Genomic DNA, 21,971 nt, shown 5'->3' on the forward strand with positions numbered 1-21,971 from the left:
GCCGCAGGACCAGGTGTCACCGGGACCGGCCGGAGGGGAGATCCTCCGGCCGGTTCTCTGCCACCCAGGCGTCGATCGCCTCCCACCAGCCGTAGAGCCAGTCGATCCGCTCCTCGCGCCCGGCGGGGATCTCCTCGCGCGGCACCTGCCACCAGCGCATGGTGATCCGCTTGTCCATGGGCAGCGCCCGCCACACGTCGGCGACGCCCTGGAGGTGGTCCAGGCCCGTGTGCGCGACCAGCACGACGTCCGCCTCGGGGGCCGCGTCGAGCGCCGCCAGCAGCCCGCCCGGCTTGGGCGCCAGCACGTGCGTCATCCGCTCGGCCCGGTCGGCCATCGCGTGCAGGCCGAGCCGCCGCAGCCGCTCGATGGCCCGGGTGCGCCGCTGCGGGGTGAAGTTCCCGCCCTCGGGAAAGATCACGAACGCGTCGTTCTCGTCCAGGCCGGTGGCGAGCGCGGAGATCTGCTCGTCGACGTCGGCGCCGGGTCGCCCGGGGGTCACGAAACGGGCGGGGATCCGCCGCAGCAGGACGTCGATGGCGGGGTCCCACGCCAGGGTGTCCTTGAGGACGACGCGCGGCTCGCGGCCGTACCAGTGCATGAGCGCGTGGATGAGGGTGAAGGAGTCCCCCGGCCCCGCGTGGCGGCAGCACACGACCAGCGGGACTCCGGGGTGCGCGTCCGGTGCCGGCCCGTCGGTCGCGATCGTCAGCCGGAGCACCCGCCGGGCCTCGCGGAAGAAGATCCACATCACGCCCTGCACCAGGTCGTAGTGGATGCCCTCCCAGTACGCCGTGCGGAGCCGGCGCCCGCAGCCGCTGGCCAGCCACATCCCGAGGAGCACGACGAGCAGCAGCGCCTCCGTGGTCAGGTAGAGCACCGCGACCCACGCGAGCCGGACCACCCGCAGCCGGCCGGGCACCACCGACGAGAGCAGCGCGGCGCCGACGAGCCACAGCGGCAGCGTGGCCCAGAGCAGGATGGTGAGCCCCACGACCGCCGGCGCCAGGACGAACCGGCGCAGCGCCCAGGTCACCGGACGACCGGTCGCGACGCCCGGCTCATCGGCCGAGGTTCTCGTCGAGGTACTCCACGCAGGCATCGTAGGTGCGGTCGATCCGCTCCTGGACGCTGCGGAAGTCGGTGGCGGCGCGCCAGGTGTCGTCGCGGCCCGAGGTGCCGCGCGCGGGGAGGACGTGCGCCTCGACGCCGGGCGGCAGCTCCTCGAGCTCGCGGTGGAACCGGTGCCGGCGGGCGATCTCGAACGAGACGCGCGCGACCTCCCAGGGCCGGCGCGGCACCCGCAGGGGGCGGTCGATCCGGCCGACCTGGAGCACGAAGACCCGGTCCGCGCCGAGGCGCACCGCCCGGGCCAGCGGGATGGAGTTGACGATGCCGCCGTCGAGGAAGTGCTCGTCGCCCACCTTCGCCGGCGGCAGCAGCCCGGGGACCGCCGCGCTCGCGACGACCGCGTCGACCACCCGGCCGGAGTCGAACCAGTGCTCGGCGGCCCGCTCGATGCTCGCCGCGCACACCTGGAACCGGACCGGCAGCTCCTCGAAGGTGAGGTCGCCCAGCTCGTCGGCGAGCCGTTGCTCCAGCGGCCGGGCCGACCACAGGTGGGTGCCGGTGGAGACCGCGCGCCGGACCGTGCGCAGCGGCCGGTCGCCGTACACCTCGCGGGGCGCCTGCCGGGCGTCGTCCCACAGCCGGGTCATCCGCTCGACGACCGCCAGCGTGGGCTCCCGGGCCACCAGGGCGCCGTTGAGCGCCCCGATGCTCGTGCCGAGGACCAGGTCGGGGGTGATGCCGCGCTCCAGGAGCGCCCGGAGCATCCCGACCTCGACGGCGCCGAGCACGCCACCGCCGCCGAGGACGAACGCCGTCGTGGTCATCGCCGCCTCCTCGAGCGGGGCGGGTCAGCCGTGGACCGGCTCGCCGAGCTGCGCCCGGACCCGCTCGGTCGCGCGGTGCTCGGCCCAGAAGCTGAGGATCGGGATCGTGCCGCAGATGAGGGTCACCAAGGTGAAGTTGAGGTCCCACGCGGCCCGGCGGGCCAGGAGGAACGCCATGATCAGGAAGATCATGTAGAGCCAGCCGTGGGCGACGCCGAGGTACTCGGTGATGGCCTCGCCGAGCTCCTGCGCGCCGGACCCGGCGGCGAAGAGGTCCGGGGTGCTGCCGAAGACGCCCCACATGCCGCTGCCGTCGAAGTTGGCGAGCGGCACGCCCACCAGGCACAGCACGATGAGCAGCACGCCGACGACGGTGGCCATGAACCGGTAGCGGGTCAGGGCGCTGTTGAGGCCGGGGTCGGTGCGCTCGTCGTCGTCGATCACGACCTCGACGGTACCGGCTGCTCGGTGTCCTCCGGCTCCCGTGCCGGTGCCCGGCCGAGCTCGCGTGACCAGCGCCACCAGATGAACGCGGCGAAGGCACCGAAGACGAACCACTCGATGCCGTAGAGGAAGTTCTTCAGGCCGGTGAACGCCGAGGCCTCGGAGACCTGGTCGATCTCGGCGGGCGCCAGGCCGTCCAGCGGCTCCCGGGCCACGCCGAAGCCGCTGAAGAGGTCCTGGTCGACGTGCTGGACGAGGTCGGCGGTGCGCACCTGCGGCAGCACGTCGTCGGTGCGGTCGGGGTCGGTGGCGTTGCTGCCCTCGGTCGGCTGGAAGTACGCCGCCAGCCGCACCGGCTCCGCGGCGGGCACCGGCGCCTCCTCCGGGGAGGGCGTCCAGCCGCGCACGACGTACAGCGCCGAGCCCTCGCCGCCCTCCACCTCGAGCGGGGTGACGGCCCAGTAACCGGCCTGGCCGTCGTGCTCGCGACCCTCGACGTATACCGTCCCCCCCGGGATCCAGGTGCCGCCGACCTCGACGGGGCGACCGACCATCGCGGCGGGGAACGGGTCGTCCGGGCCGATCACGTCGAGCAGCGGGACGGGCCTGACGTCGCTGAAGTCGGCGACCTCGGCCTCCCGGTGCGCCTGCCACGACTCCAGCTGCCAGACCCCGAGCCGGCCGGCCAGCGCGACCAGCACCACCGCCAGCAGGTGCCCTCCCCAGTAGCGCGGGGACAAGGCGGCGGGCACCTCTCCAGGGTACGGCATGACCCAGGTCCCAGCCGGGGCGGAGGCGTCCGGGAGGCCGGCGCTCCGTCGGCGCTCGGTGGCGCTCGGTGGCGCTCAGTCGGCGCAGGCGGCGAACGGCATGGTCCGCGTGCGCACGAGCGCGGCGGCGACGACCGGGTCGACGACCTGGTAGCCCACGCGCCCGGACGAGGGGTCGGCCACCCCGCGGCGGAACCCGTCGCTGAACGCCGGGCGGTTCCCCGGCCAGGTCTCGCCGAGCCGCATCCGGTCGAAGGCGTCGGACCGCAGCTCGCCGAGGCGGGCCGTCGCGAGCTGCCCCTGCAGCGCGACCGACCAGACCTCGAGCTCGTCGAGGTCGCCCGCGTCGACGCCGGCGGGCGGCTCCACGCACCCACGCTCGACGTACGTCGCGTCCGCCGGCGATCCGGCGAGCGCCGCGACCGCGGGGTCGGCGGCCCACGACTGCGTCGCGTCGTCGGTCGCCCCGACCACGACCAGCCGGTCGGCCGCCCGCACCTCGGCGCCGGCCAGGGGGCCGACCCGGTCGCGGACCGCGCGCTCCACGGCGGTCATGTCGACGCCCAGCCGGAAGGACAGCACCCAGCCGGGCCCGTCGGGGCCGTCGAAGCGGGCCTCCCAGCGGACGTCGTCCTGGGTGAAGCCGTAGTCGCGGGCGAGCCGGGCGTCGGCCGGCCGCAGCTGGCCGTCGGTGAGCAGCGGCGCGGTGCGCCCGGCCCGCGCCCAGAAGTCGGCGCGGTCCGCGGCCGGCGAGCGGCCGGTGAGGTCCGGGACGCCCAGCTGCAGCCGGATGCGCTCGAGGTCGGTCACCGTCAGCGACGTCGCCGACGACGGCACGAGCGCCATCACCGCGGCCGCGGCCTCGTCGCGGACGTCGAACTCCGGGTCGGCCGTCGCGGTGGTGGTGGGCGCGGGCGGGGAGCCGGCCGGCTGGTCCTCGCTGCACGCGGCGAGGGTCGTGACCAGGAGGGCCACGGTCGCGCCCGCGGCGAGCCTGCTGATCATGTCCGCTCTCCCCGCGGTGACTGCGACATCGGTGTGGAGCCTAGGGGACTCGAACCCCTAACCCCCTGCTTGCAAAGCATGTCGGGTCACCTCCCAAACTGTGATCAGCGGCTAAAATTGCAGGTCAGAGGCGGCCTGCAATGGACGGACTGTGCCATTCTTTCCCCCACGGGTCCCCCACGCCCTGCTGGTTAAGCATGGGGATCCGCCCGGGGTGGGCTCGGGGAACCTATCCCACAGACGGGGCGGGAGGTCTCGCGATGGCACGAAGACGAGGTTTCGGCGAGGTCGAACGGCGCACCAGCCGGAGCGGTGTCTCCTATCGGGCGAGGTACGCCATGCCCGACGGCACGCGCTACTCGCGGAGCTTCGGCTCGAAGATGGACGCAGAGGCCTGGCTTTCGTCAGAGCGGGCGCTGATCGACCGGGACGAGTGGTCGCCGCCGGCCGCACGCAAAGCGGCCGCCGAACGGCGCGAGCGGGCGGCTGCGACCAACACGGTCCGCGCGTTCTCGAAGCGCTATCTCGCCGAGCGCGGGCTGCGGCCCAACACCGTGCGCGGCTACGAGTCGCTGCTCGCCTCGCGGATCCTCCCCTACTTCGGCGAGATGCCGCTCCGCGACGTGACACTCTCGGAGATCAAGGCCTGGCGCGCATCACTCAATGAATCGACAGAGTCGACCAACGCGGCCGCGTACCGACCCCTGCGCTCGCTCCTGCAGGCGGCAGAAGAGGAGGAGTTGATCGTTCGAGCGCCGCCGAAGATCCGCGGGGCGAGCGGCGCGCCGGTGAAGCGCGTCGCGGTGCCTGCCACCTTCGACGAGCTCGCCGTGATCATCGACAAGATGCCCGAGCGCCTGAAGCTGCTCATCGTGCTCGCCGCATTCGCTGGCCTCCGCGAGGGCGAGCTGCTGGAGTTGCGGCGCTCCGACGTTGAGGGCGTCACCGGGCGAATCGATGTGACCCGCAAGGTCGACAAGGACGCGAACCCGTCGGCCCACGGCGCCTGTCACCAATGCGGTCGCCCCGTCAGCGCTCCGAAGACGAGAAGCGGGATGCGCACCGTGCATGTACCGCCGCCGTTCCTCAAGATGCTCCAGCAGCACCTGCTCGAGCACACCGCCGAAGGGCCGAACGGCCTGCTCTTCCACGGCGACCGGACCGACCACATGAGCGTCCGCTACCTGATGGACCGCTACCGTCCAGCCCGGGAGAAGGCCGGCCGCCCGGATCTGACGATCCACCATCTGCGTCACACCGCCCTGACGCTGGCCGGCCAGCACGGCGCTACGGCCGCCGAGCTCCAGGCCCGCGCGGGTCATGCGTCGCACGCCGCGATGGCGATCTACCAGCACGCCACTCTCGACCGCGACCGGTCGCTCGCCGAGAAGATCGGCGACACGTATGACGCTTGGCAGGCCTCCCGGAGGTCGGAATGAGCCTGATGTCGGCAGTTCAAGAAAGATCGGTGCCACACCGTGGCACGAAATCAGCGAAGCAGAGGAACGCGCGATGAGTCCCGACGAGATGCACGCGCTCCTCACCAGCCTGATCGACGGCTGGGAGAACGAGGTCGTCGAGTTCAAGGAGGCGGCCCGCCAGTACTCCGCCGACAAGACCGGCGAATACGTCTCTGCGCTGAGCAATGAGGCCAACTTGCGCGGTGCTCACTCCGCTTGGCTCGTCTTCGGCGTGTCCAACTCCCGACAGGTCACCGGAACGACGCACCTCGAGAGCGTCGAGAAGCGCCAGTCCCTGAAGCACCACGTCCAGCAGTCGATCGACCAGGGCCTCACGATCCGCGAGATCTATGAGGTCGAGCGTGACGGCAAGCGTGTGCTCCTCCTAGAGATCCCGGCGGCACCACTGGGCATCCCGATCTCATGGAAGGGCGACTACCGCGCACGGGCCGGCGAAAGCCTCGTGCCGCTGTCTTTGGACAAGCAAGACGAGATCCGTAAGCAGACCATCAACACGGACTGGACCGCCGAGGTCATTCCGAACGCGACCCTCGATCACTTGGATCCGGACGCCATCTTGCGTGCTCGGCAGGGCTTCGCAGAGCGGTACCCGCGCCTGGCGGACCGGATCCACAGCTGGGACGACGCGACCTTCCTCGACAAGGCGCGGCTCACGCTGGACGGCGGCATCACTCGTGCTGCGATCCTGCTGCTGGGTAAGAACACAGCCACCCATCTGGTGAGCCCGCACCCGGCGGAGCTCACGTGGAAGCTGACCGGAGCGGAGTCAGCGTACGAGCACTTCCAGACGCCGTTCCTGCTGACCGCGACCGCGTTGGCGAAGCGGATCCGGAACGTCCAGCTGCGGCTACTTCCGCCCGACGAGCTCATCTACCGCGAGATCAGCAAGTACGACGAGCGCAGCGTTCTCGAGGCCCTCTACAACTGCATCGCGCACCAGGACTATCGGCAGCGCTCGCGCGTGATCGTCACAGAGCACATCGATCGCGTCGAGTTCATCAGCGTCGGCGAGTTCTTCGACCGCGCACCCGAGGACTACATGCTCAGTGAGCGGGTGCCACGCAGCTATCGGAATCCGTTCCTGGTCACAGCCATGACCGAGCTCAACCTCATCGACCACCTTGGCAGCGGCATCCAGCGGATCGTCGCTGACCAGCGTCGCCGGTTCTTACCGATGCCTGACTACGACCTCAGTGACCCGACCGAGGTGAAGCTGACGATCCACGGCGCGGTCATCGACGAGGCCTATACGCAGCTGATGATGGTCCGCACGGACCTGCCGCTGGAGGACGTGCTGGCTCTGGACCGGGTTCAAAAGAAGATGCCGGTCACCAAGGAAGCCGTCGCCCGGCTGCGCCGCGCGCACCTCATCGAGGGCCGGAGCCCCAACCTTCACGTCTCATCGGTCGTCGCGGCTGCGACGGACACGATGGCCGCTTACGTCCGCACCCGAGCCCAGTCGGACGACTTCTACGCCAAGCTCGTCATGGATTACCTCACCGTCGCTGGGGAGGCGAGCCGACGGGACATCAACGAGTTGCTCTGGGACAAGCTGAGCGACGCCCTCGATGACAGCCAGAAGCGGAACAAGGTCATGAACCTGCTGACGAAGATGCGTCGGAACGCCCAGATCCGCAACGCTGGCACGAGGTCGAAGCCTCGCTGGATGCTTGCTTAACTCCAACTCACGTGTCATCACGTATGTACAGACCCAAGCACATGGCGACCCTATATCCCCAGGTCAGCGCCGTCTTCCTTACTTTCCGAGCGTGTTTCTAAGTAACGTCGGCGCCCGAGGTGGTGACCGGGTACCTCAGCGCGGGCGCCGGTCGACAGCACGCGCAGTCGACGCGACAGCGAAGTCGACGCTTTTGATCTCACCCCACCGGAGCCGCGCGGCACCGGCGAGGAGCGAGAGCACCGTCAGGGTGTCGCTGTTGGCCGGCGGCGGCGAGAACCGGTCGTGGCCGCTGCGCCAGCCGATCGCGAACAGCAGGTTGCTGATCTCGCTGCGCCAATCCTCGGGCGGGGTTCCGCTGCCGACTACGGCGAGCGCCATCCATCCCGCGTGGCGCTCGGCGTCCCTGCTACCCAAGGGCAGTCGACCGACGATGTGCTGCCAGAGCGTCAACGGATCCTGCCCACACTTCCTGGCAGCGGCGGTAGGGGCGAGCCGGCCCTTGCGGACGCTGACCAGGCCGAGGGCGCGGGCAGTTGTGCGGATCTCGGCGGCGGGGTAGGTGAGGTCCTCGCGGTTGGCCTTGCCGATCCACCAGTCGGCGATGCCGGTGCGTTCGGCGATCTGCTCGACAACCCTGGGCGGCAGGTAGCCCGCGGCGGTCAGCGCGACGCCGTCGCCGATGATGTCGAGGAAGGTGCGGTAGGTCTCGGTGACCCGAGCCGCCTCCGCCTCGGTGACCTCGGTCGGCCCGTGGGAGAACGGCCGGCCGAGCACCTCCCGCAGCAGGCGGATCCCACGTCGTTCGAGGTGCTCGGCCAGCTCGGCCAGCTCCCCGGTCACCGCGACGGGCTCGGCGACCGCGATCGCCAGAGCGGCGTTGGCCTCCTCGACGTCGAAATGATCGGGGTGCCAGTCGATCGGCAACCAGTCGTGCGCGTGCGCGGCGTTGTCGAAGACCCCGGGGAGGTGCGCATCGTCGTACCCGCTGCGGACCCAGACCGCCAGCTCCTCGTAGCCGCCGACGCCACCGCAGTCCTCGGGCGGACACGCCATCCGACCGCCGGTGCAACGCGCCGTCGACGGTGGCTCCTCGAGCACCGCCTCTACCACCAACTGGTGGTCCCAGCCGTCGCCGAAGTCGTACTCGTACCAGATCTCGTCGCCCTTCGCGGTGACGAGCTGGTCAAGTCGTACGTCGTCCTCGAGTGTCCCGTCCTCGCCCTCCTCGAGGTCGAAGTGCGTGACGAAGAACGGCGAGCGGTGGTCGTGGCCAGTCCGGAAACGGTGCAGGTGGCTGTCGGACCACCCCATCGCCGCCTGGATCACGTCATGAAGCCGCGGCAGGGCGAGGTCACCGGGCAGCTCGAGGCGTCGCCACACCGGCGGCTTCGCGCCACGCAGGTCCAGGCGCACCCGGAAGCCGCGGACCTCGCGCGGGACCGGGAGCAGCGTGGGCGCCTCGTCGCGCTTCAGCCTGTCGAGGATGCTGGTCACCTGCCCGCTCATCAGCGCGTCGAGGAGCGTCTTGTTCTCCTCCGGGCTGGCGCCGGCCATCAGCTGCTTCACCAGGTGCTGGACGTCGGACGGTTCGGCCACGACAGACAGTCAATCACCGTCGACTCGACGCTCTGCCGCATCACCACCGTGCTGAGGGGATCTGCCGAGGTGCGGCCTCCAGGTCCTCGAGCTTGATCCGGATGGCTCGCTTGCCGCAGCGGTACGCCGGGAGCGTGCCGGCGGCGATCCAGCGCCGGATCGTCTTGACCGAGACCGACATGCACTCCGCTGCTTCGTCCAGGCTCAGGTAGACCGGGACGGCGCGTCGCTCAGCCATCGGAACGCACCTCCACCCGCGCGACCGTGGCGGAGGCAAGGAAGCGTCGGGCCTCGGCGACGGTGATGTAGAGCCGGCCGACGCCTTGGAAGCGCGTCCAGCGTGGGCCGATGCCGCGTCGGCGCCAGTCGCGGACGGTGCGCTGCGGGGTGCGGATGAGCTCGCAGAACTCCTCGAACAGGATCAGGTTGTTGTCGTCCCAGTCGTCGGGGATGCCGATGGGTGTCACCATCACGTCGCCTTTCGCCGTGGCCGCCGACGGATTCGGCGGCTCCTTCTTGGAGAAGCGACATCGGGTCCAACGGTTCGGACACCCCTGATAGCCGCTGTTGTCGAGACCCGGGCCTCTCCTGGTCACCTAGGTCCTCCGGGCTGCTGCGGGCGATCACTCGGCGCGAGGAAGTTGGTCAGCGGCCGATCCCGCGAGAGCTGGATGGAGGAGCCGGCAGCGATGGCGGTGGGCGACGTGGGCCGCTACTCGGCACCGGCCGCGTTCCAGCATTGGTCGGCTGAGCGTTCGGCCCGTACCGGTCGATGTCGGCGGCGGCTCGCTGAGCGGCGTGGCTGGGGCCGAGGTCGGCGCGGTCGCGGTGGAAGACGTCGACCCATTGGCTGCGGGCCTCGTCGAGGGACTCGGCGACGAGGTGGACGGTGTTGTGGTGGCGGCCGCGGGTCATGGCGACGTAGGCCGAGGCGGCGCCGGTGGTCTCGCCGAGTGCGAGGTGTGCGGAGTCGACGGTATCGCCTTGTGCTCCGTAGGCGGTGGTGGTGAAGGCGAGCTCGACGTGGTCGTGGACGTAGCCAGCGGGCAAGGTCCGTTGGCCGTGGCGGCCGGTGATCAGGAGGCTGCCCTCGTCGCCGATGCCGGCCACGGTCCAGGTGTCGCGGTTGGCGACTTCGAGGTCGCGGTCGTTGCGTCGGGTGGCGACCCTGTCGCCCAGTCCGATCCGTTCACCACGGCGCGTGATGGGCTCACCACCGTGCTCACCACGTTGCTCGCCCTCGCCGTGGCGGCGGTCGCGGATAGCTGCGTTGAGCGCGGCGACCTGGTCGCGGGTGTCGGCGATGACGAGCTGGTCACCGTCGCCGGCACGGGCGGCGCCGATGACGGCCAGAGCTGCGGTGCGTTCGACCTCGCTGGCGTGGATGACGACCTGGCCGCGTTCGAGCAGGGCGTCGAAGACGTCACCGGACCGCTCACCGGTTCGCATGAGCAGGCTGAGGTCGGCGTACGCGGGATCGCTGAACCGGTGGACCGACTCGAGTTCGTGGTGCGCTTCGGGTTGCACCCAGCGGGCGGCGAGGTCGAGGACGCCGCCGCGGCCGACGGCCGGGAGCTGGTGTCGGTCGCCGAGGAGCGCGACGACTGCGTGGGCTCGGTCGGCGATGGCGAGCAGCGCGCGGGCGGTGTCCTGGTCGAGCATGCCGGTCTCGTCGACGAGGAGGACGTCGCCGGGGAGCAGGCGCGCGCGGGCCTCGGGCGCGGCGTCGGTCTGTGACCAGTGGCCGTCCTCGTCCCAGCGGTAGCCGTGTTGGTGGACGAGCCAGGCTGCGGAGAAGGCGTCGGTGCCGACCTGCTGTTGTGCGGCTTGGGCTGCCTTGAGGGTGGGGGTGACGACCACGAGTCGACGGTCGGCGTCGTCGAGCACGTCGCGGGCGGCCGCCAGGGTGGTGGTCTTGCCGGTGCCGGCGGCGCCCTCGATGACGAGCAGCCCGGCGTCGCCGGCGAGCGCCGCGACCACATCTCGTTGCGCGGGGTCGAGGTGGTCGATGCCGCGGAGCCGCACCGCGTGAGTGACCGGCCGGGCGGAGCGTGCAGCCATGCTGTCGACCAGGTCGGCCTCGACGCCTTGGACTCGTTGCGATGTCAGGCTGCGGACGTGCTCGGGGACGTCGTCGCGGTCCAGCAGCGGCACACACCGCGTCAAAGCGCGGTCGGCGATGTCCTCAACTAGCTCGTGCCGCACCGGTCGCTCGGCGATCACGTCGACGGAGGCGATCAGTCGTTCGACCTCGCCGCGGATATCGGCTGCGTTCCACGCCGACCGCTTCGCGCCGAGCCGGGTGAGCACCAGGTCGGCGGCCACATCCCGGTTGAGCCGGCCGACCGGGACGCCCGGGTCATTCACCGGGCTGGTCGGTGAGGTGGTTGGTGGGGTGAAGCCGAGGTCGCGCAGCTCCTCGTTCCACGCGGCGACGAGGTCGGCGCCGCTGCGGGGCACGACCTTGTCGGGTCGCGCGTCGGCCCACGCCCGGCGGTCCCAGGCGCGGCGCAGTCGCGGCCCGGGCTCCTGGCCAGGGTGCTCGGCACGCCAAGCGGCCTCGTACCGGTCGACATGGCGGTTGATCTGCGCCGCGCGCTGGCTGAACCCGCCGGCGTACGGCGCGAGCTGCTGAACCTCGCCGTCAGCGTCGAGGCTGTAGCCGCGTGCCGCGAGCGCGGCCCGGAACTCGGGGTCGCACATCACCGCGGCGTGACCGATCCCGTTGAGCGCCTCGATGCTGTCGACGACACCGACCGAGTGCAGTCCTCGCCATGTCCCTTGCGCGAAGACGCGAGCATTGATCTGCACGTGGAGATGACGGTGCGGGTCCCCGGCTCGCGAGGTGTAGTGCCGGACCACGGCCGCCTCGAGCCTCTCCACCGGCACCTGCACCTGCCGGCCCCGCGGCCCGACCCGCGTGGTGGCATGCTCAGCCACCCACCCGATCACCTCGCCAGCCGCGCGATCCATCGCCGCGTCGTACGCCGCAGCGACGTCGGGATGAAGCGCCGCAGCCAGCGACCAGGTCTTCGGCCCGTTGACCACGACCTCTACGAACCGAAGCCCCCGAGCGTCCTGGCGCAACCGGCCCTTCGGCCTCCCAGTCTCGACGTCGTACCCGGCGACCCACCGCTCGTACGCGTCACCGTCCAGCGTCCCCCCGCCCTGAACTGCGAGAACACCGCGTCCCCCCTCGGGCGGAGATGTCGTGGCCACATACCGCTCGGCAACGCCCGTGCCCTCCGCGAGGTAGTAGTCGTCGACCCGTGAGCGGTCCGCCTCTACGTACGAGCGCGCTGCGGACGCAGAGCCGCGGTAGAACTTGACCCCACCATGCATCGCCCTCGTCACCGCCCGTCAGCCGTCGTCACTTTGCCTTGAAATGACTCACGGTCCGCCCCATGGGGCGGACCGATCTACGGGCCTTCGTAGCATGCGTGCCGCTCGGTTTGGAGGCGCGAACGCGCCTTCATGGGGAGCTGTTTCGGGAGTCGTCAACGCTCCTCAAGCGTCGTCACCGTGGTCGATCTGGGACGGACTACGGCCATACACTTCGTTACACAGGGCTGGTGTGTAGGCGGGGCTCCGTGTGCAGGGTTCGTGCCTTCAAAGCACGTCGACGAGCTCCGCCAGCCGTACGTCGAGGGCCACCGCGACCGCGTAGAGGGTGTCGATCCGCGGTGTCTTGATCGCGCCCTCGAGGTTGGTCGTGCGTCGGCCGACGCCGGATTCCTCCGCGAGGCGGTCGATGCTCCAGCCTTTCTTGTGCCGCAGCCGAGCCACTTCGATGCCGAGCGCGTGGAGCTTCGGGGCTCGGTAGGGATAGGGCACACCTCAATCTGGAGTGGCGCACTACGGTGCACAGTGTTCTAAAGTGCACTACCTTGGAGGACGCGGAATGCCCGGCGATCTCGACCCCGGCGAGCAAGATGAGAGCTCATGGATTCCCTGTGCCGAGCACCGGCACACCGGAGCCGTGCGAGGGCTGCGGCGCACCGGCAGGTGAGCCTTGCCGGGGGAAGTCGGGTCACCGCGCAGTCGTCCAGCATGGCCAGCGATGCTCCGAACCTATCCGCTGATCGGCTCGATCCGACGGGCGAAGGTCCTCGAGATGGTGGGCCAGCGTCTGGGCTGAGACCGTCGCGTGACCCCACTGGTCGACGCTAATCGTCTGGAGCGACCATCGGCACGTCAGGTCTCAGGACCCGCTTCGAGAAGGGCTGCGAACATCCTTGTCAGCCGCTCGGCAACTGGCGTCGCCACTGCGTTGCCGATCGCGCCCATGGCGCGGGACCGGGCCACCGGGAACTCGTAGTCGTCCGAGAAGCCCTGCATCCGCGCGGCCTCGCGGACCGTGAAGTAGCGGAGCGATCCGTCGTCAAACCGAATCATCGCTTCGCCGCCGCTGACCCCGTGAACGCCCGCCTTGATGGTCTTCGCTGGCCAGTCGAACGGACTTCCCGAATGCTTCGGATAGGCACGCGCACCCGGAATTCCTTCGTGGTTCGAGAACCCGGGGGATGCCCTCCGGTCGACGGGCTCAGGCAGTCCCTTGATGCAATCACGGATCGTCTGCCATCGTTCAAGGCTCGGCCGACCGTCTTCCTTGAGCTGCACGAGCCGAGACTCGATCCCCTCCGGGACGGTCGGCATCGCCAAGCCGTGCTCGGCCCAGTAATCACCCGTGACCCACTGGTCGTAGAGCAACGCATCCCGTGAGTGGGTCTCGGCGGGCACAGCCCACTTCGTCGCTCCAGGAACATCGCTGCGGATGCCAACCAGGATCACCCGTCGGCGATTTTGCGGAAGTCCATAGTCCGCTGCCTCGACTAGGTGCTGGTGCACGACGTAGCGCAGGCTCGTCGGATTCGACTTCTGAACACGGCCGTGGTGGTCGGTCCAGAGCTCGTCCTCCTTCGCCCTAATCGTCGGCTTCTCAAGTTGGTGCTTGATGTAGCTGAAGTACGGCGAGAATGAGGGCCTGGTCAACCCCGGGACATTCTCGAACAACACGAAGCTTGGGCGCAGCCTCCGGACCGTTTCGATCGCGGCGGGGAACATGTTGCGTTGGTCCATGTCACCCGCGTGAACGCCTCCCAGCGAAAAGGGCTGACAAGGCGGCCCCCCGGCGACGAGGTCCACGTCACCAGCCTTCAAATCCGTGCTGTCGAGCCACTCGCGCACATCCTGCTCATGGACGGCTCGCGCAGGCCAGAGCGCCGGATCCTTCTCCGCGTTGTGGCGCAGGATGGCTGCGGCGTTCTTGTTCCATTCGACCAATGCGAGATGTTCGAAGCCGGCGGCTCGAGTTCCCAGAGCCATACCGCCGCCGCCGGCGAACAGCTCAACGGATGTCAGACCCGACTCCATTAAGTCGTCCTCGCTCGTCGATCCAGAACTGACCGTTCGACCTTGTCAGCGACCGCGATCGGGTCTGCTTCGACGTCCGACGCCCAGATCCGAATTACGAGCCATCCGTCCGACTGCAGCTTGTCGGTCACCTCGACGTCGCGAGCCATGTTGCGGATGATCTTCTGCTTCCAAAAGTCGGAGTTGCGGTGCGCGAACTCGTCCTCGAAGGAGTCGAACCCGCGAATCCTCCAGCCGTTGCCGTGCCATCGATCACCGTCGACGAAGCATGCCACCCGCGCACCGGGGAACACGACATCGGGCCGGCCAATGAGCGTGGACCGAACGCGATAGCGCAGGCCACGTCGGAACAGCTCGCGTCGGAGAATCAGTTCGGGTCTGGTTCCCGTTGAGCGAACCGACGACATGATCCTCGACGTGACAGCAGGGTCGCGCGTCACTCGGTGTCCTTCGGGTCGCCCATAGGTGCGGCGACACGGTGGTGGCTAAGTCCAATCTTGCAGCGTCCTGCAATTGCAGCATGCTGGGCCTTCTCGGACGCAGTCGTTGGATCCGTCATCGTCTCGATCACTACTACGTGTGCGTCGCCCGACGAGTGGTTGGCGAGGTAGGTGAGGCAAGCCCACACGAGGTAGCGGAAGTTCTTCGCCTCGCCCCAAGTCAGGTACGTCTCGTGGCCAGCGACCGTCGCCACACAATGGAGAGGCTTCACGCCGAAGCTGTCCTCCACGACGACTGCGCTCAGGCCCAGGGCGCGGACGGCAATCTGCGCCGGTGTGATAGCCGCCTTCGATCCGAACTTTGCGTACCGGCCCACGCCTTGCTGCGCCCGCGTGTATTCCTTCATCGGGCCGTCTTTGATCCAGGAACGGGCCGTCTCAGCACTCATGTACTCCGTCAATACCCCGCCGATCTCTGGCGCGAGGACCCACTTGTCGTACTGGGCCGTGCGCTGATTGATCGGCAGGTACTCCCACTCGACGCGCGTCGCGTCTGCATATAGGGCTCGCACTACTGCTGCGCGCTGGTCGGCCGGCACTCGGCGCGAGTCTGCGCGAGTCACGACACGGTCACCTCGGGATCAATGAACTGCAAGCGGTGGTCGTCATTGGCGGTCTCGAGCGAGGCAGCGTCGAGGATCCACTGCTCAAGGAGGGACTCGGCCTCAGCATCAGAGAAAGTGATCTCTGGCTGCGGCACGTCGGGCAGTACCTCGATCTCATCGGCCTCGGCTTGCCGTCGGAGATTCAGCACTGCTGCAACTCGCCTCAGGTCACTGACGAAGTCCAGCGCAACGACCTTGTTCTTACCTTCACGCAACCGGAGCCCACGGCCTAGCTGCTGAACGAAAATGCGGCGGCTGTGCGTCACTCGCGCGAAGCAGATGATGTTGACGTCCGGCACATCGACACCTTCGTTCAGGATGTCCACGGCCGTGAGGATTGGAATGCGCCCCGCTCTGAAGTCGATCAACCGTAGTTGCCGTTCTCGCATCGACAGGCCCGGCCCAGTGTGCACAGCCTGGGTATTGCGCCACTCTGGGGTCCGTCGAAGTAGCTCCGCCATACGTTCGGCGTGTTCGATGGTTTGGCAGAAAACGATCCCGCGTGGATCAAGCGTCGAGTTCCAAGCAGCAAGTAGCTCGTCGCGCACGGCCTCGTCACGCTGGGGGAGGAACAGCTTCGTATTCAGTTCCTTCATCGAGTAGGAGCGACGGGACGCGTCCTTGACGACCTCCCAGTCGATGTTGTCGACGAACAACCGATAGTCGACCTGCGCCAGGTAGCCGCGATGCATGCCCTCCTCGATTCCCAGCTTGTACGAGGCGGGGCCGAAGTGATCTTCGATGTCGTAGCGGTCCCCGCGCCAGGGTGTCGCTGTGACGCCGAATTGGCTCGAGTCTTCGAGCACTTCCAGCAGCTTGCTGTAGAACCCGTCTTCGCCAACGTGGTGGGTCTCGTCGATCATGACAAGAGAGGGCTGATAGCCAGATTGCGCAGCGCTCAGTGCGCTCGCCACGGTCGCGAACGTGACACCTCGCAGATCCCCTGGCTTCTCGTCGCCTGTGAGGAGCTGGGTCTTGACTGATTTGGGGAGGTGCTTCCAAAGGGCTCTTTCCAGTTGGGCGACCAAGTCCTTCGTGTGCGCAGCGACGAGCACATTGGCGTGAGGGTCGACTTCGAGGTGGTGCGCGACTACCTCCCCACCAACGACCGTCTTCCCGAGGCCCGTTGCGAGCACGAGAAGCGCGCGCCCTTCGGTGTCGAGGTCCTCGATCAGCGACGTCACTGCTTCACGCTGGTAGTCCCGAAGTCTGATTGGGCTCCGGCGATCTCGCTGTTCCCACAGCTGCATCAGATCGGCTCCAGTCCAAAAATCGATCCGCTGGCCGATTCGTTTGAGCGCCTGGGCCCGTGCAACTGCGTCGCGGCTGGGAGCGACGTTGGTCACGACCACGCCGCGTTCACCCCGGTAGTGATCCATGGCCGACGAGACCTCGTCGACGGCCGACTTCGGCACCGAGCCGCGAAGCTGCCACTTGCACTGGAACACCCACTGCTTGCCCGCGATGGTGCCTAGTAGGTCGCCGCCTTTGTCGCCCGATCCGTCGATGTTGGCGACGTCCGAGTAGCCCAACTGGCCTAGAAGGCGCTCGACTTGGGTTGCGAAGCGTTGTTCTCCGCCAACAAGCAGTTGCCGTGGATCAAGGTAGGCGTCAGTCATCGAGTGCTGCCTCGCTGAGCTCTGACTCAAGCAGGCGGCAACTCAACCTCCCACGGCTCAGGTCGTCAGGCCGCGGTGGAGTCCGTCGTTCTGCGAGTAGTCCAACGTCGTTCAAGTACCCAGCGATCCGCCCAACCGACAAGGACCGTGCATGTGGATCAACGAACGCCGCGTAGCCGGGGCGGAATACCTTGCCGTCGAGGAAATCTCCCGGCCGCTGCTGCATAAGCCTCGTCAGTGCAGTCGCTGGCGCGTAGGTGACCCAGTCGCCTTCCAACCTCACGGTGTCCCAGAAGATGTCGAGTCCCTCACGGGCGTACCGCTGCTCCGTTGCGTCCTGGTCGTCCTTGCCTACGAGCGACCAGAAGCCTTCCGCGTTTCCGGCGATGACCGGTCGCATGACAGACCGGACACGACCGAGCAAACTGTGCGCGACAGCCGCAAGTGCGTCAGGCGTCACGCGCTGGTCGGGGAGGCACTTGACCTTCAGGTCGGCGACGATCGAGCTAACGGAGGCGCTTGATCCCCGGCGCTCTCGCATGAAGTCGGCGATTCCGACGAGTGCATGCTCACGGGGGTCGCCGCCGAACTCCGTAAAGAGTGCGTGGCCGAAGTCGACGAAGACATGCACCTCGGAGCCGCGCTGGCTCTGAACGTAGACGGGTACGCGTCGGGCGTCACCGTCGACCAGTTCGATGTTGGTCAGCCCGTAGACAGTGACCTTCCAGGTCCCGAACGTCAGCAGGCTGTATTCGCCGGAGATATCGAGAAGCACCTCGCCGGCTGACCGATACCGGGCTTGCTTCTGATCCTCAGTCTCTCGGACAGGAGGCGGCTCGTCATTTGGGGACGTCGCTGCGTCCGTTGGTTCCGGGATGTCGAGGCGCGAGCTTACGTCTTGATCGTCATCCGTCGATGGGTCCGTGGCCTCGGGTGGTACGACCACCTTTGGCTCGTCGTGCTGGCGCGCGGCTTCGTACCAGACATGGTCGTCCTGATACTCCTCGTTGCCCTTCCGGAACTCGTCCGCCCAGTCGCGGGCCTTCTGATGCATCGCCTTCGTGCCGTCGCCCGGCACAAGACTGCGCAACCCCGGATCGAGTCGCCGATAGGCCGTGAACAAGCGCCCAATCGGCGACTCGTTCACCTCGTAGCCAGCGTCCTTGGCGTGTTTTGGACGGAGCGGGCCCTCACCGCGGAGCTGCCTCACGGCGTACTTCCACTCGGGGCTCTCATATTCGAACGCGGTCTTCTGGTAGTCGACCCGCACATGATCGAGATGTATCTCGCCGACGATCCTGCCTTCGTTCGGCACCTCGATCGGGTACTCAGGGATTGCTCGCGCGCCTGGCTCGTTGGGGTCAACCCACGCGAACAGAGAGACGTCTCGAATGAGGATCTTCCGCCCGTTCCGCAGGAAGTCGACGCCGAAGTCCGTCTTGTGCGAGTACCTCTGGATGCCCAGCCAGCCACGGATTCGGCGCTCGCGGACCTCAAGGTTGTGGCTGGAGCACTCCTGACATGTCTGAACGCCGAGGTCCTGCCACCGGCCACAATCCTGGCACGCTGTCAGCGGGGTGAGCTCACGGTCGATCTCGACGAAGGCGGGCACCCGCTCGTTTCGCACGACCACGTACCGGTCCTTGTTCCAAACACACGGCCACCGCGGCTGCGCGGCCGTGTTGTCGACCAGGAGGGAGAAGCCCTTCTCGCGAAGCAAGTAGGAGTAGACGTCGCCAAGCAGCCCGCGAATCCTGGTCTGCTGCCTTGAAAGCGCATCGAACTGCTCTTGCTTCAGCCTGCTGACGACAACCTCGGTCCCATGGAGCGAGGGATCGTCCTTCGGCTCTCGAACCACCGGAACGGCGAAGTCGCCCTTCGCCTCCATGGCCTTGAGGTCGAGCGTAACGCTGAGCCAATCAGGATCGCCGGCGCGCGTCGTGCGTACAGTCGTCTGACCACCAAGCCGCGCTGTCGCGATGTTGAAGCCCATCCCGAACAGACCCAACTTCCCGTAACGTGCGTTACTCGTCCATCCAGCCGAGACCGCTCCGGTGAGATGCTCAAGGCTCATCCCACGCCCGTTGTCGGTGATCCAGACTTGAGCGTCCCTGCGGTTCGAGTTGCGGCCGGGAAGGGAGATCGCGACGCGCGGTGTCTCGCCTTCGGGTGGCGCGACCAGGAAGTCGTCGAAGGCGTTGTCAACGAGCTCGGCCAGACACTGCCAGGGCGCGAACTCGATGTCCCCCAGAACCGCCAGGAGCCGCGGATGCGGCGTGACGTCGATGGTGTCTTCGCTAGACGAGATCGTGATCTCCTCTGTCACCGGTGTACTCCCTGGCAGTCATCTCACTGGGTCCTTACGACCCTAACTGCGAGGGCCGACACGTTGCGGCCGTTCGCCGGGACTGAGCCCGGCGGGCCCGGGAGCAGAACCTTCAGTACGCGAACACGTGTGCGCTCAGCACGTCAATCTCTCGCCGCGGGTCCCCGAAGAAGGCGCCGAGCCGGCGGGCGACGATCTGGAAAGGCCGTTCCGGGACCCGTCCGCCTTCCAATTGTTGTGCGGGACCATCAGGAACAGGTGATGGGCGTCGGGCGCGATGTGCGCCTTCCACAGGTCCTTGAGGTCGTGATTGTTGGTGGTCGTCCCGCCACGCTCGACCTCAGCGATGATGCCGCGCCCCTCCTCGAGTTCGAAAAAGAAGTCTGGCCTAGCGTGGGTGACAAGGCCGCTCTGCGGAGTGAGCACGACCTCCTCGCTGAAGCCGAGGTCCTCGCGGAGCAGCTTTGCGAAGTGAGTCTGGATGGCCTTGCTCGGCGCACCGTGTATGTGGAGCAGCGCGATCTCGTCCTTGGTCGCCACGATGTGGGCGAGGAGCTTCTCGGCCAAGTTGTCGACGGCGGCGAGCTCCATGGCCTGCTCAGGCGAAACGTCCGCCTTCACGTGCCTCGCGTAGCCCTCCACGCGGCGCAGCTTCGCAGCTTCAAGCTGGAGAAGCTATTGGCTTCGCGTGAAGGCTTCGATGTCTGCGTGTTCGCGTGAGACCCCGTCTGGATGGGCTCCGCCTCAACGCGCGGCAATTTGCTGAAGCGCAGTGTCGAACTCTCGCAACGGATGGACCGACGTCTGGTGCCGGCGGGCAAGTCCCGAAGCGCGGCACAGGTGGGCCCACCGACGCTCAGTGATGACGATGTCGACGTACGGCAAGGTCGTCGCGAGTGAATGGAGATCGACCCGATCGTGCTGTTCCCAAGGATGAGTCGCGTCGCGGTGCTTGCGTTCACGCAGCGTGACGAAGGCGTCGCCCGTCGGCAGTTCGGCGATGAAGGCTCGCATTGCTTCTGCGGGTGTGGTGTGTTCAGCGTGATCGAAGAAGAGCGCGTAAGACGAGACATGAGCCCGAGTGCAGACGTCGTTAATGGTTTCGGAGAGCGACGTGATGACCTCGGCGATAAGGAAGTCACGCAGGCGACCCTTGACCTGAGCCTGGCCGGCCATCATCTCGCGGATCCGCAGCTCGTCTTCGGCGTTCGCCGTACCCAGTCGGTGGGACGGGGTGCGGTCAACGCCGGGGCTCGAGAGCACCTCGGGTAGTCCGACAAGTTGAATCCACTCCCAAGCAGCGCCCTCCGGAGGGTTAACGAACTCGGGTGGCGGGTCGACCGCCTCGCCTTCTGGCACGGAGCCGTCGTCAGAGGCAAGCGACTCGACAAACCGAAACCGACCATACGGCGAGTCAAAGGCGTGCGAGGCGCCGTAACCCAACAGTTCGGACGGATCTACGCGTCCGTCGTCCCCGGCAAGCCGACCAACGTATGCATCGATCTCCATCGCTAGGACGGTCTGGATCGGCGCGAGGGTCGTAAACCTCGAAAGTCGCTGCATGACGCGCCCGATGTCTTCTCGACTTTGCCGGTTCGAGCGATGCCACAGCTCGAGGTAGTGACCAGTGGTCAGCGGGACCACGATGTGCTCGGCGTCGACGGCGTCAGCGAGAAACGCGTAGCGACGGGTCCATGTTGGGTCCTGGCCCTTGAGTCCCTTCGCCAACGCGACCCAAACGTTCATGTCGAGGTACACGACTGCCGGCGGGACGTTCACCGGGCCAATCTTCGCCCGGATCGCTCACTCTGTCGCCTGAGAAATTGGTAGCCACCGCCGCCGAGGTCGTGCCGGTGTCACCGATCCTGGGGGCGAGCTGCCATCGCGAGTCAGGGCTTGCCGGCGATCAGAATGGCGTCAGGTCGGCCCGGCTGGCCAACATCCAGAACCCATCCTCGAACAGCACCTCTACCTCATCGACCCCGCCGGACCTCCCGTGATGCAGCTCGTTGATCAGCACGTAGACCTGACCGTCGCGTGCGAGCGCCGCGCCGTCGCGCGTCTGGCGTGCGTGGAAGGTGCCCAGCGACTTAATCGGGCGAAGGGACATGACGGCCATCTTGCCCTTCGTCGCGTCAGAGAGCTCCGCGAACAAGCGTGGTCTTTCCCCCGCCAGTCCCCCACAGCGCCGACCAGCCGGTCAGTTGCTCATGCCGGGAAGTTCCTGAAACCGCAGGCTGACCTGCGGTTTCAGTGAGTGGAGCCTAGGGGACTCGAACCCCTAACCCCCTGCTTGCAAAGCAGGTGCGCTACCAATTGCGCCAAGGCCCCGTGCTCGCGCTGCTCACGCGGCGGTCGGTGTGGTCGTGGTGGGCCGGCGGCTCAGGACGACGCGCGGACGCTGTCGGTGGCCTCGGCCCAGAGCGCCTGCTCGTGCTGGCCCTCGTCGTACTTCTTCTTCGCGAGGGCCGCACCGACGGCGGCCAGGGCGAGGAGGACGATCTTCTTCATCGGGTGACCTCCGGTCGCGCGGTGCGGTAGCGGGTGGTGGGCCTAACAGGACTTGAACCTGTGACCTCTTCCTTATCAGGGAAGCGCTCTAACCGTCTGAGCTATAGGCCCGCTCCGGCACGAGGCCGGTGCGGTCGCTGACGCGACCGAGGGGGAACACTACCC

General features: G+C 67.8%; 21 protein-coding genes and 3 tRNA genes. 2 read left to right on the forward strand and 22 right to left on the reverse strand.

What is annotated here, in order from left to right; genetic code table 11:
* Nucleotides 1-16 precede the first annotated feature (16 nt).
* The 6 genes from QWY28_RS04745 to QWY28_RS04770 form a co-directional block, all read right to left on the reverse strand.
* Nucleotides 17-1,036, reverse strand: a complete 1,020-nt coding sequence (locus QWY28_RS04745; RefSeq protein WP_300951140.1) for a 1-acyl-sn-glycerol-3-phosphate acyltransferase — start codon at nt 1,034-1,036, stop codon at nt 17-19.
* Nucleotides 1,037-1,061: 25 nt separating this feature from the next.
* A complete protein-coding gene (locus tag QWY28_RS04750; protein WP_300951141.1) occupies nt 1,062-1,895 on the reverse strand; it encodes a patatin-like phospholipase family protein in 834 nt (277 codons plus the stop codon).
* 24 nt (nt 1,896-1,919) lie between these two features.
* Nucleotides 1,920-2,339, reverse strand: coding sequence for a DUF3817 domain-containing protein (locus tag QWY28_RS04755; protein WP_300951142.1), 420 nt, complete (start codon nt 2,337-2,339; stop codon nt 1,920-1,922).
* On the reverse strand, nt 2,336-3,091 hold the full coding sequence (locus tag QWY28_RS04760; RefSeq protein ID WP_300951143.1) for an SURF1 family protein: 756 nt from the start codon (nt 3,089-3,091) through the stop codon (nt 2,336-2,338). The genes QWY28_RS04755 and QWY28_RS04760 overlap by 4 nt, the downstream gene beginning before the upstream one ends.
* A 93-nt stretch (nt 3,092-3,184) precedes the next feature.
* A complete protein-coding gene (locus tag QWY28_RS04765; protein ID WP_300951144.1) occupies nt 3,185-4,114 on the reverse strand; it encodes a hypothetical protein in 930 nt (309 codons plus the stop codon).
* Between the two features lie 34 nt (nt 4,115-4,148).
* Nucleotides 4,149-4,219, reverse strand: a tRNA-Ala gene (locus QWY28_RS04770).
* A gap of 155 nt (nt 4,220-4,374) precedes the next feature.
* On the opposite strand from QWY28_RS04770, the gene QWY28_RS04775 reads away from it, so the two are divergent.
* A complete protein-coding gene (locus QWY28_RS04775) occupies nt 4,375-5,553 on the forward strand; it encodes a tyrosine-type recombinase/integrase (protein WP_500690665.1) in 1,179 nt (392 codons plus the stop codon).
* A gap of 73 nt (nt 5,554-5,626) precedes the next feature.
* Entirely contained in the window at nt 5,627-7,273 is a 1,647-nt protein-coding gene (locus QWY28_RS04780) for an RNA/DNA-binding domain-containing protein (protein ID WP_300951146.1), read from the forward strand.
* 135 nt (nt 7,274-7,408) lie between these two features.
* Here QWY28_RS04780 and QWY28_RS04785 read toward each other — a convergent pair whose 3' ends face one another.
* The 16 genes from QWY28_RS04785 to QWY28_RS04860 form a co-directional block, all read right to left on the reverse strand.
* Nucleotides 7,409-8,872 carry a plasmid pRiA4b ORF-3 family protein gene (locus QWY28_RS04785; protein WP_300951147.1) on the reverse strand — a complete coding sequence of 488 codons (1,464 nt, stop codon included), beginning with the start codon at nt 8,870-8,872 and terminating at the stop codon, nt 7,409-7,411.
* Nucleotides 8,873-8,912: 40 nt separating this feature from the next.
* Complete coding sequence (locus QWY28_RS04790; RefSeq protein WP_300951148.1) at nt 8,913-9,110, reverse strand: helix-turn-helix domain-containing protein; 198 nt, start codon at nt 9,108-9,110, stop codon at nt 8,913-8,915.
* Nucleotides 9,103-9,342 carry a hypothetical protein gene (locus QWY28_RS04795; RefSeq protein WP_300951149.1) on the reverse strand — a complete coding sequence of 80 codons (240 nt, stop codon included), beginning with the start codon at nt 9,340-9,342 and terminating at the stop codon, nt 9,103-9,105. Before QWY28_RS04795 ends, QWY28_RS04790 begins: the two co-directional genes overlap by 8 nt.
* Before the next feature lie 175 nt (nt 9,343-9,517).
* Entirely contained in the window at nt 9,518-12,214 is a 2,697-nt protein-coding gene (mobF, locus tag QWY28_RS04800; protein WP_300951150.1) for a MobF family relaxase, read from the reverse strand.
* A 267-nt stretch (nt 12,215-12,481) separates the two neighbouring features.
* Nucleotides 12,482-12,706: a helix-turn-helix domain-containing protein gene (locus QWY28_RS04805; protein ID WP_300951151.1), complete on the reverse strand. Its 225-nt coding sequence runs from the start codon at nt 12,704-12,706 to the stop codon at nt 12,482-12,484.
* Nucleotides 12,707-13,066: 360 nt separating this feature from the next.
* Nucleotides 13,067-14,245, reverse strand: coding sequence for a DNA cytosine methyltransferase (locus QWY28_RS04810; RefSeq protein WP_300951152.1), 1,179 nt, complete (start codon nt 14,243-14,245; stop codon nt 13,067-13,069).
* Nucleotides 14,245-14,685: a very short patch repair endonuclease gene (locus QWY28_RS04815; RefSeq protein WP_300951153.1), complete on the reverse strand. Its 441-nt coding sequence runs from the start codon at nt 14,683-14,685 to the stop codon at nt 14,245-14,247. The genes QWY28_RS04810 and QWY28_RS04815 overlap by 1 nt, the downstream gene beginning before the upstream one ends.
* Entirely contained in the window at nt 14,682-15,284 is a 603-nt protein-coding gene (locus QWY28_RS04820; RefSeq protein ID WP_300951154.1) for a hypothetical protein, read from the reverse strand. Before QWY28_RS04820 ends, QWY28_RS04815 begins: the two co-directional genes overlap by 4 nt.
* A 20-nt stretch (nt 15,285-15,304) precedes the next feature.
* Nucleotides 15,305-16,969: a DEAD/DEAH box helicase family protein gene (locus QWY28_RS04825; RefSeq protein ID WP_300951155.1), complete on the reverse strand. Its 1,665-nt coding sequence runs from the start codon at nt 16,967-16,969 to the stop codon at nt 15,305-15,307.
* On the reverse strand, nt 16,962-19,295 hold the full coding sequence (locus tag QWY28_RS04830; RefSeq protein ID WP_300951156.1) for an ATP-binding protein: 2,334 nt from the start codon (nt 19,293-19,295) through the stop codon (nt 16,962-16,964). Before QWY28_RS04830 ends, QWY28_RS04825 begins: the two co-directional genes overlap by 8 nt.
* Before the next feature lie 135 nt (nt 19,296-19,430).
* The gene (locus QWY28_RS04835; RefSeq protein ID WP_300951157.1) at nt 19,431-19,937 is read right to left on the reverse strand and encodes a hypothetical protein; all 507 of its coding nucleotides are present in this window, start codon (nt 19,935-19,937) and stop codon (nt 19,431-19,433) included.
* 102 nt (nt 19,938-20,039) lie between these two features.
* Nucleotides 20,040-21,074 (reverse strand): hypothetical protein, encoded by a 1,035-nt coding sequence (locus QWY28_RS04840; protein ID WP_300951158.1) that lies wholly within the window; start codon nt 21,072-21,074, stop codon nt 20,040-20,042.
* Between the two features lie 127 nt (nt 21,075-21,201).
* Nucleotides 21,202-21,450 (reverse strand): hypothetical protein, encoded by a 249-nt coding sequence (locus tag QWY28_RS04845; protein WP_300951159.1) that lies wholly within the window; start codon nt 21,448-21,450, stop codon nt 21,202-21,204.
* Between the two features lie 103 nt (nt 21,451-21,553).
* Nucleotides 21,554-21,626, reverse strand: a tRNA-Ala gene (locus tag QWY28_RS04850).
* A gap of 51 nt (nt 21,627-21,677) precedes the next feature.
* The gene (locus tag QWY28_RS04855) at nt 21,678-21,806 is read right to left on the reverse strand and encodes a DLW-39 family protein (protein ID WP_300951160.1); all 129 of its coding nucleotides are present in this window, start codon (nt 21,804-21,806) and stop codon (nt 21,678-21,680) included.
* Between the two features lie 34 nt (nt 21,807-21,840).
* Nucleotides 21,841-21,917 (reverse strand) — tRNA-Ile (locus QWY28_RS04860).
* Nucleotides 21,918-21,971: the final 54 nt, after the last annotated feature.

The organism is Nocardioides oceani, assembly GCF_030412965.1.
Taxonomy (GTDB): Bacteria; Actinomycetota; Actinomycetes; order Propionibacteriales; family Nocardioidaceae; genus Nocardioides; species Nocardioides oceani.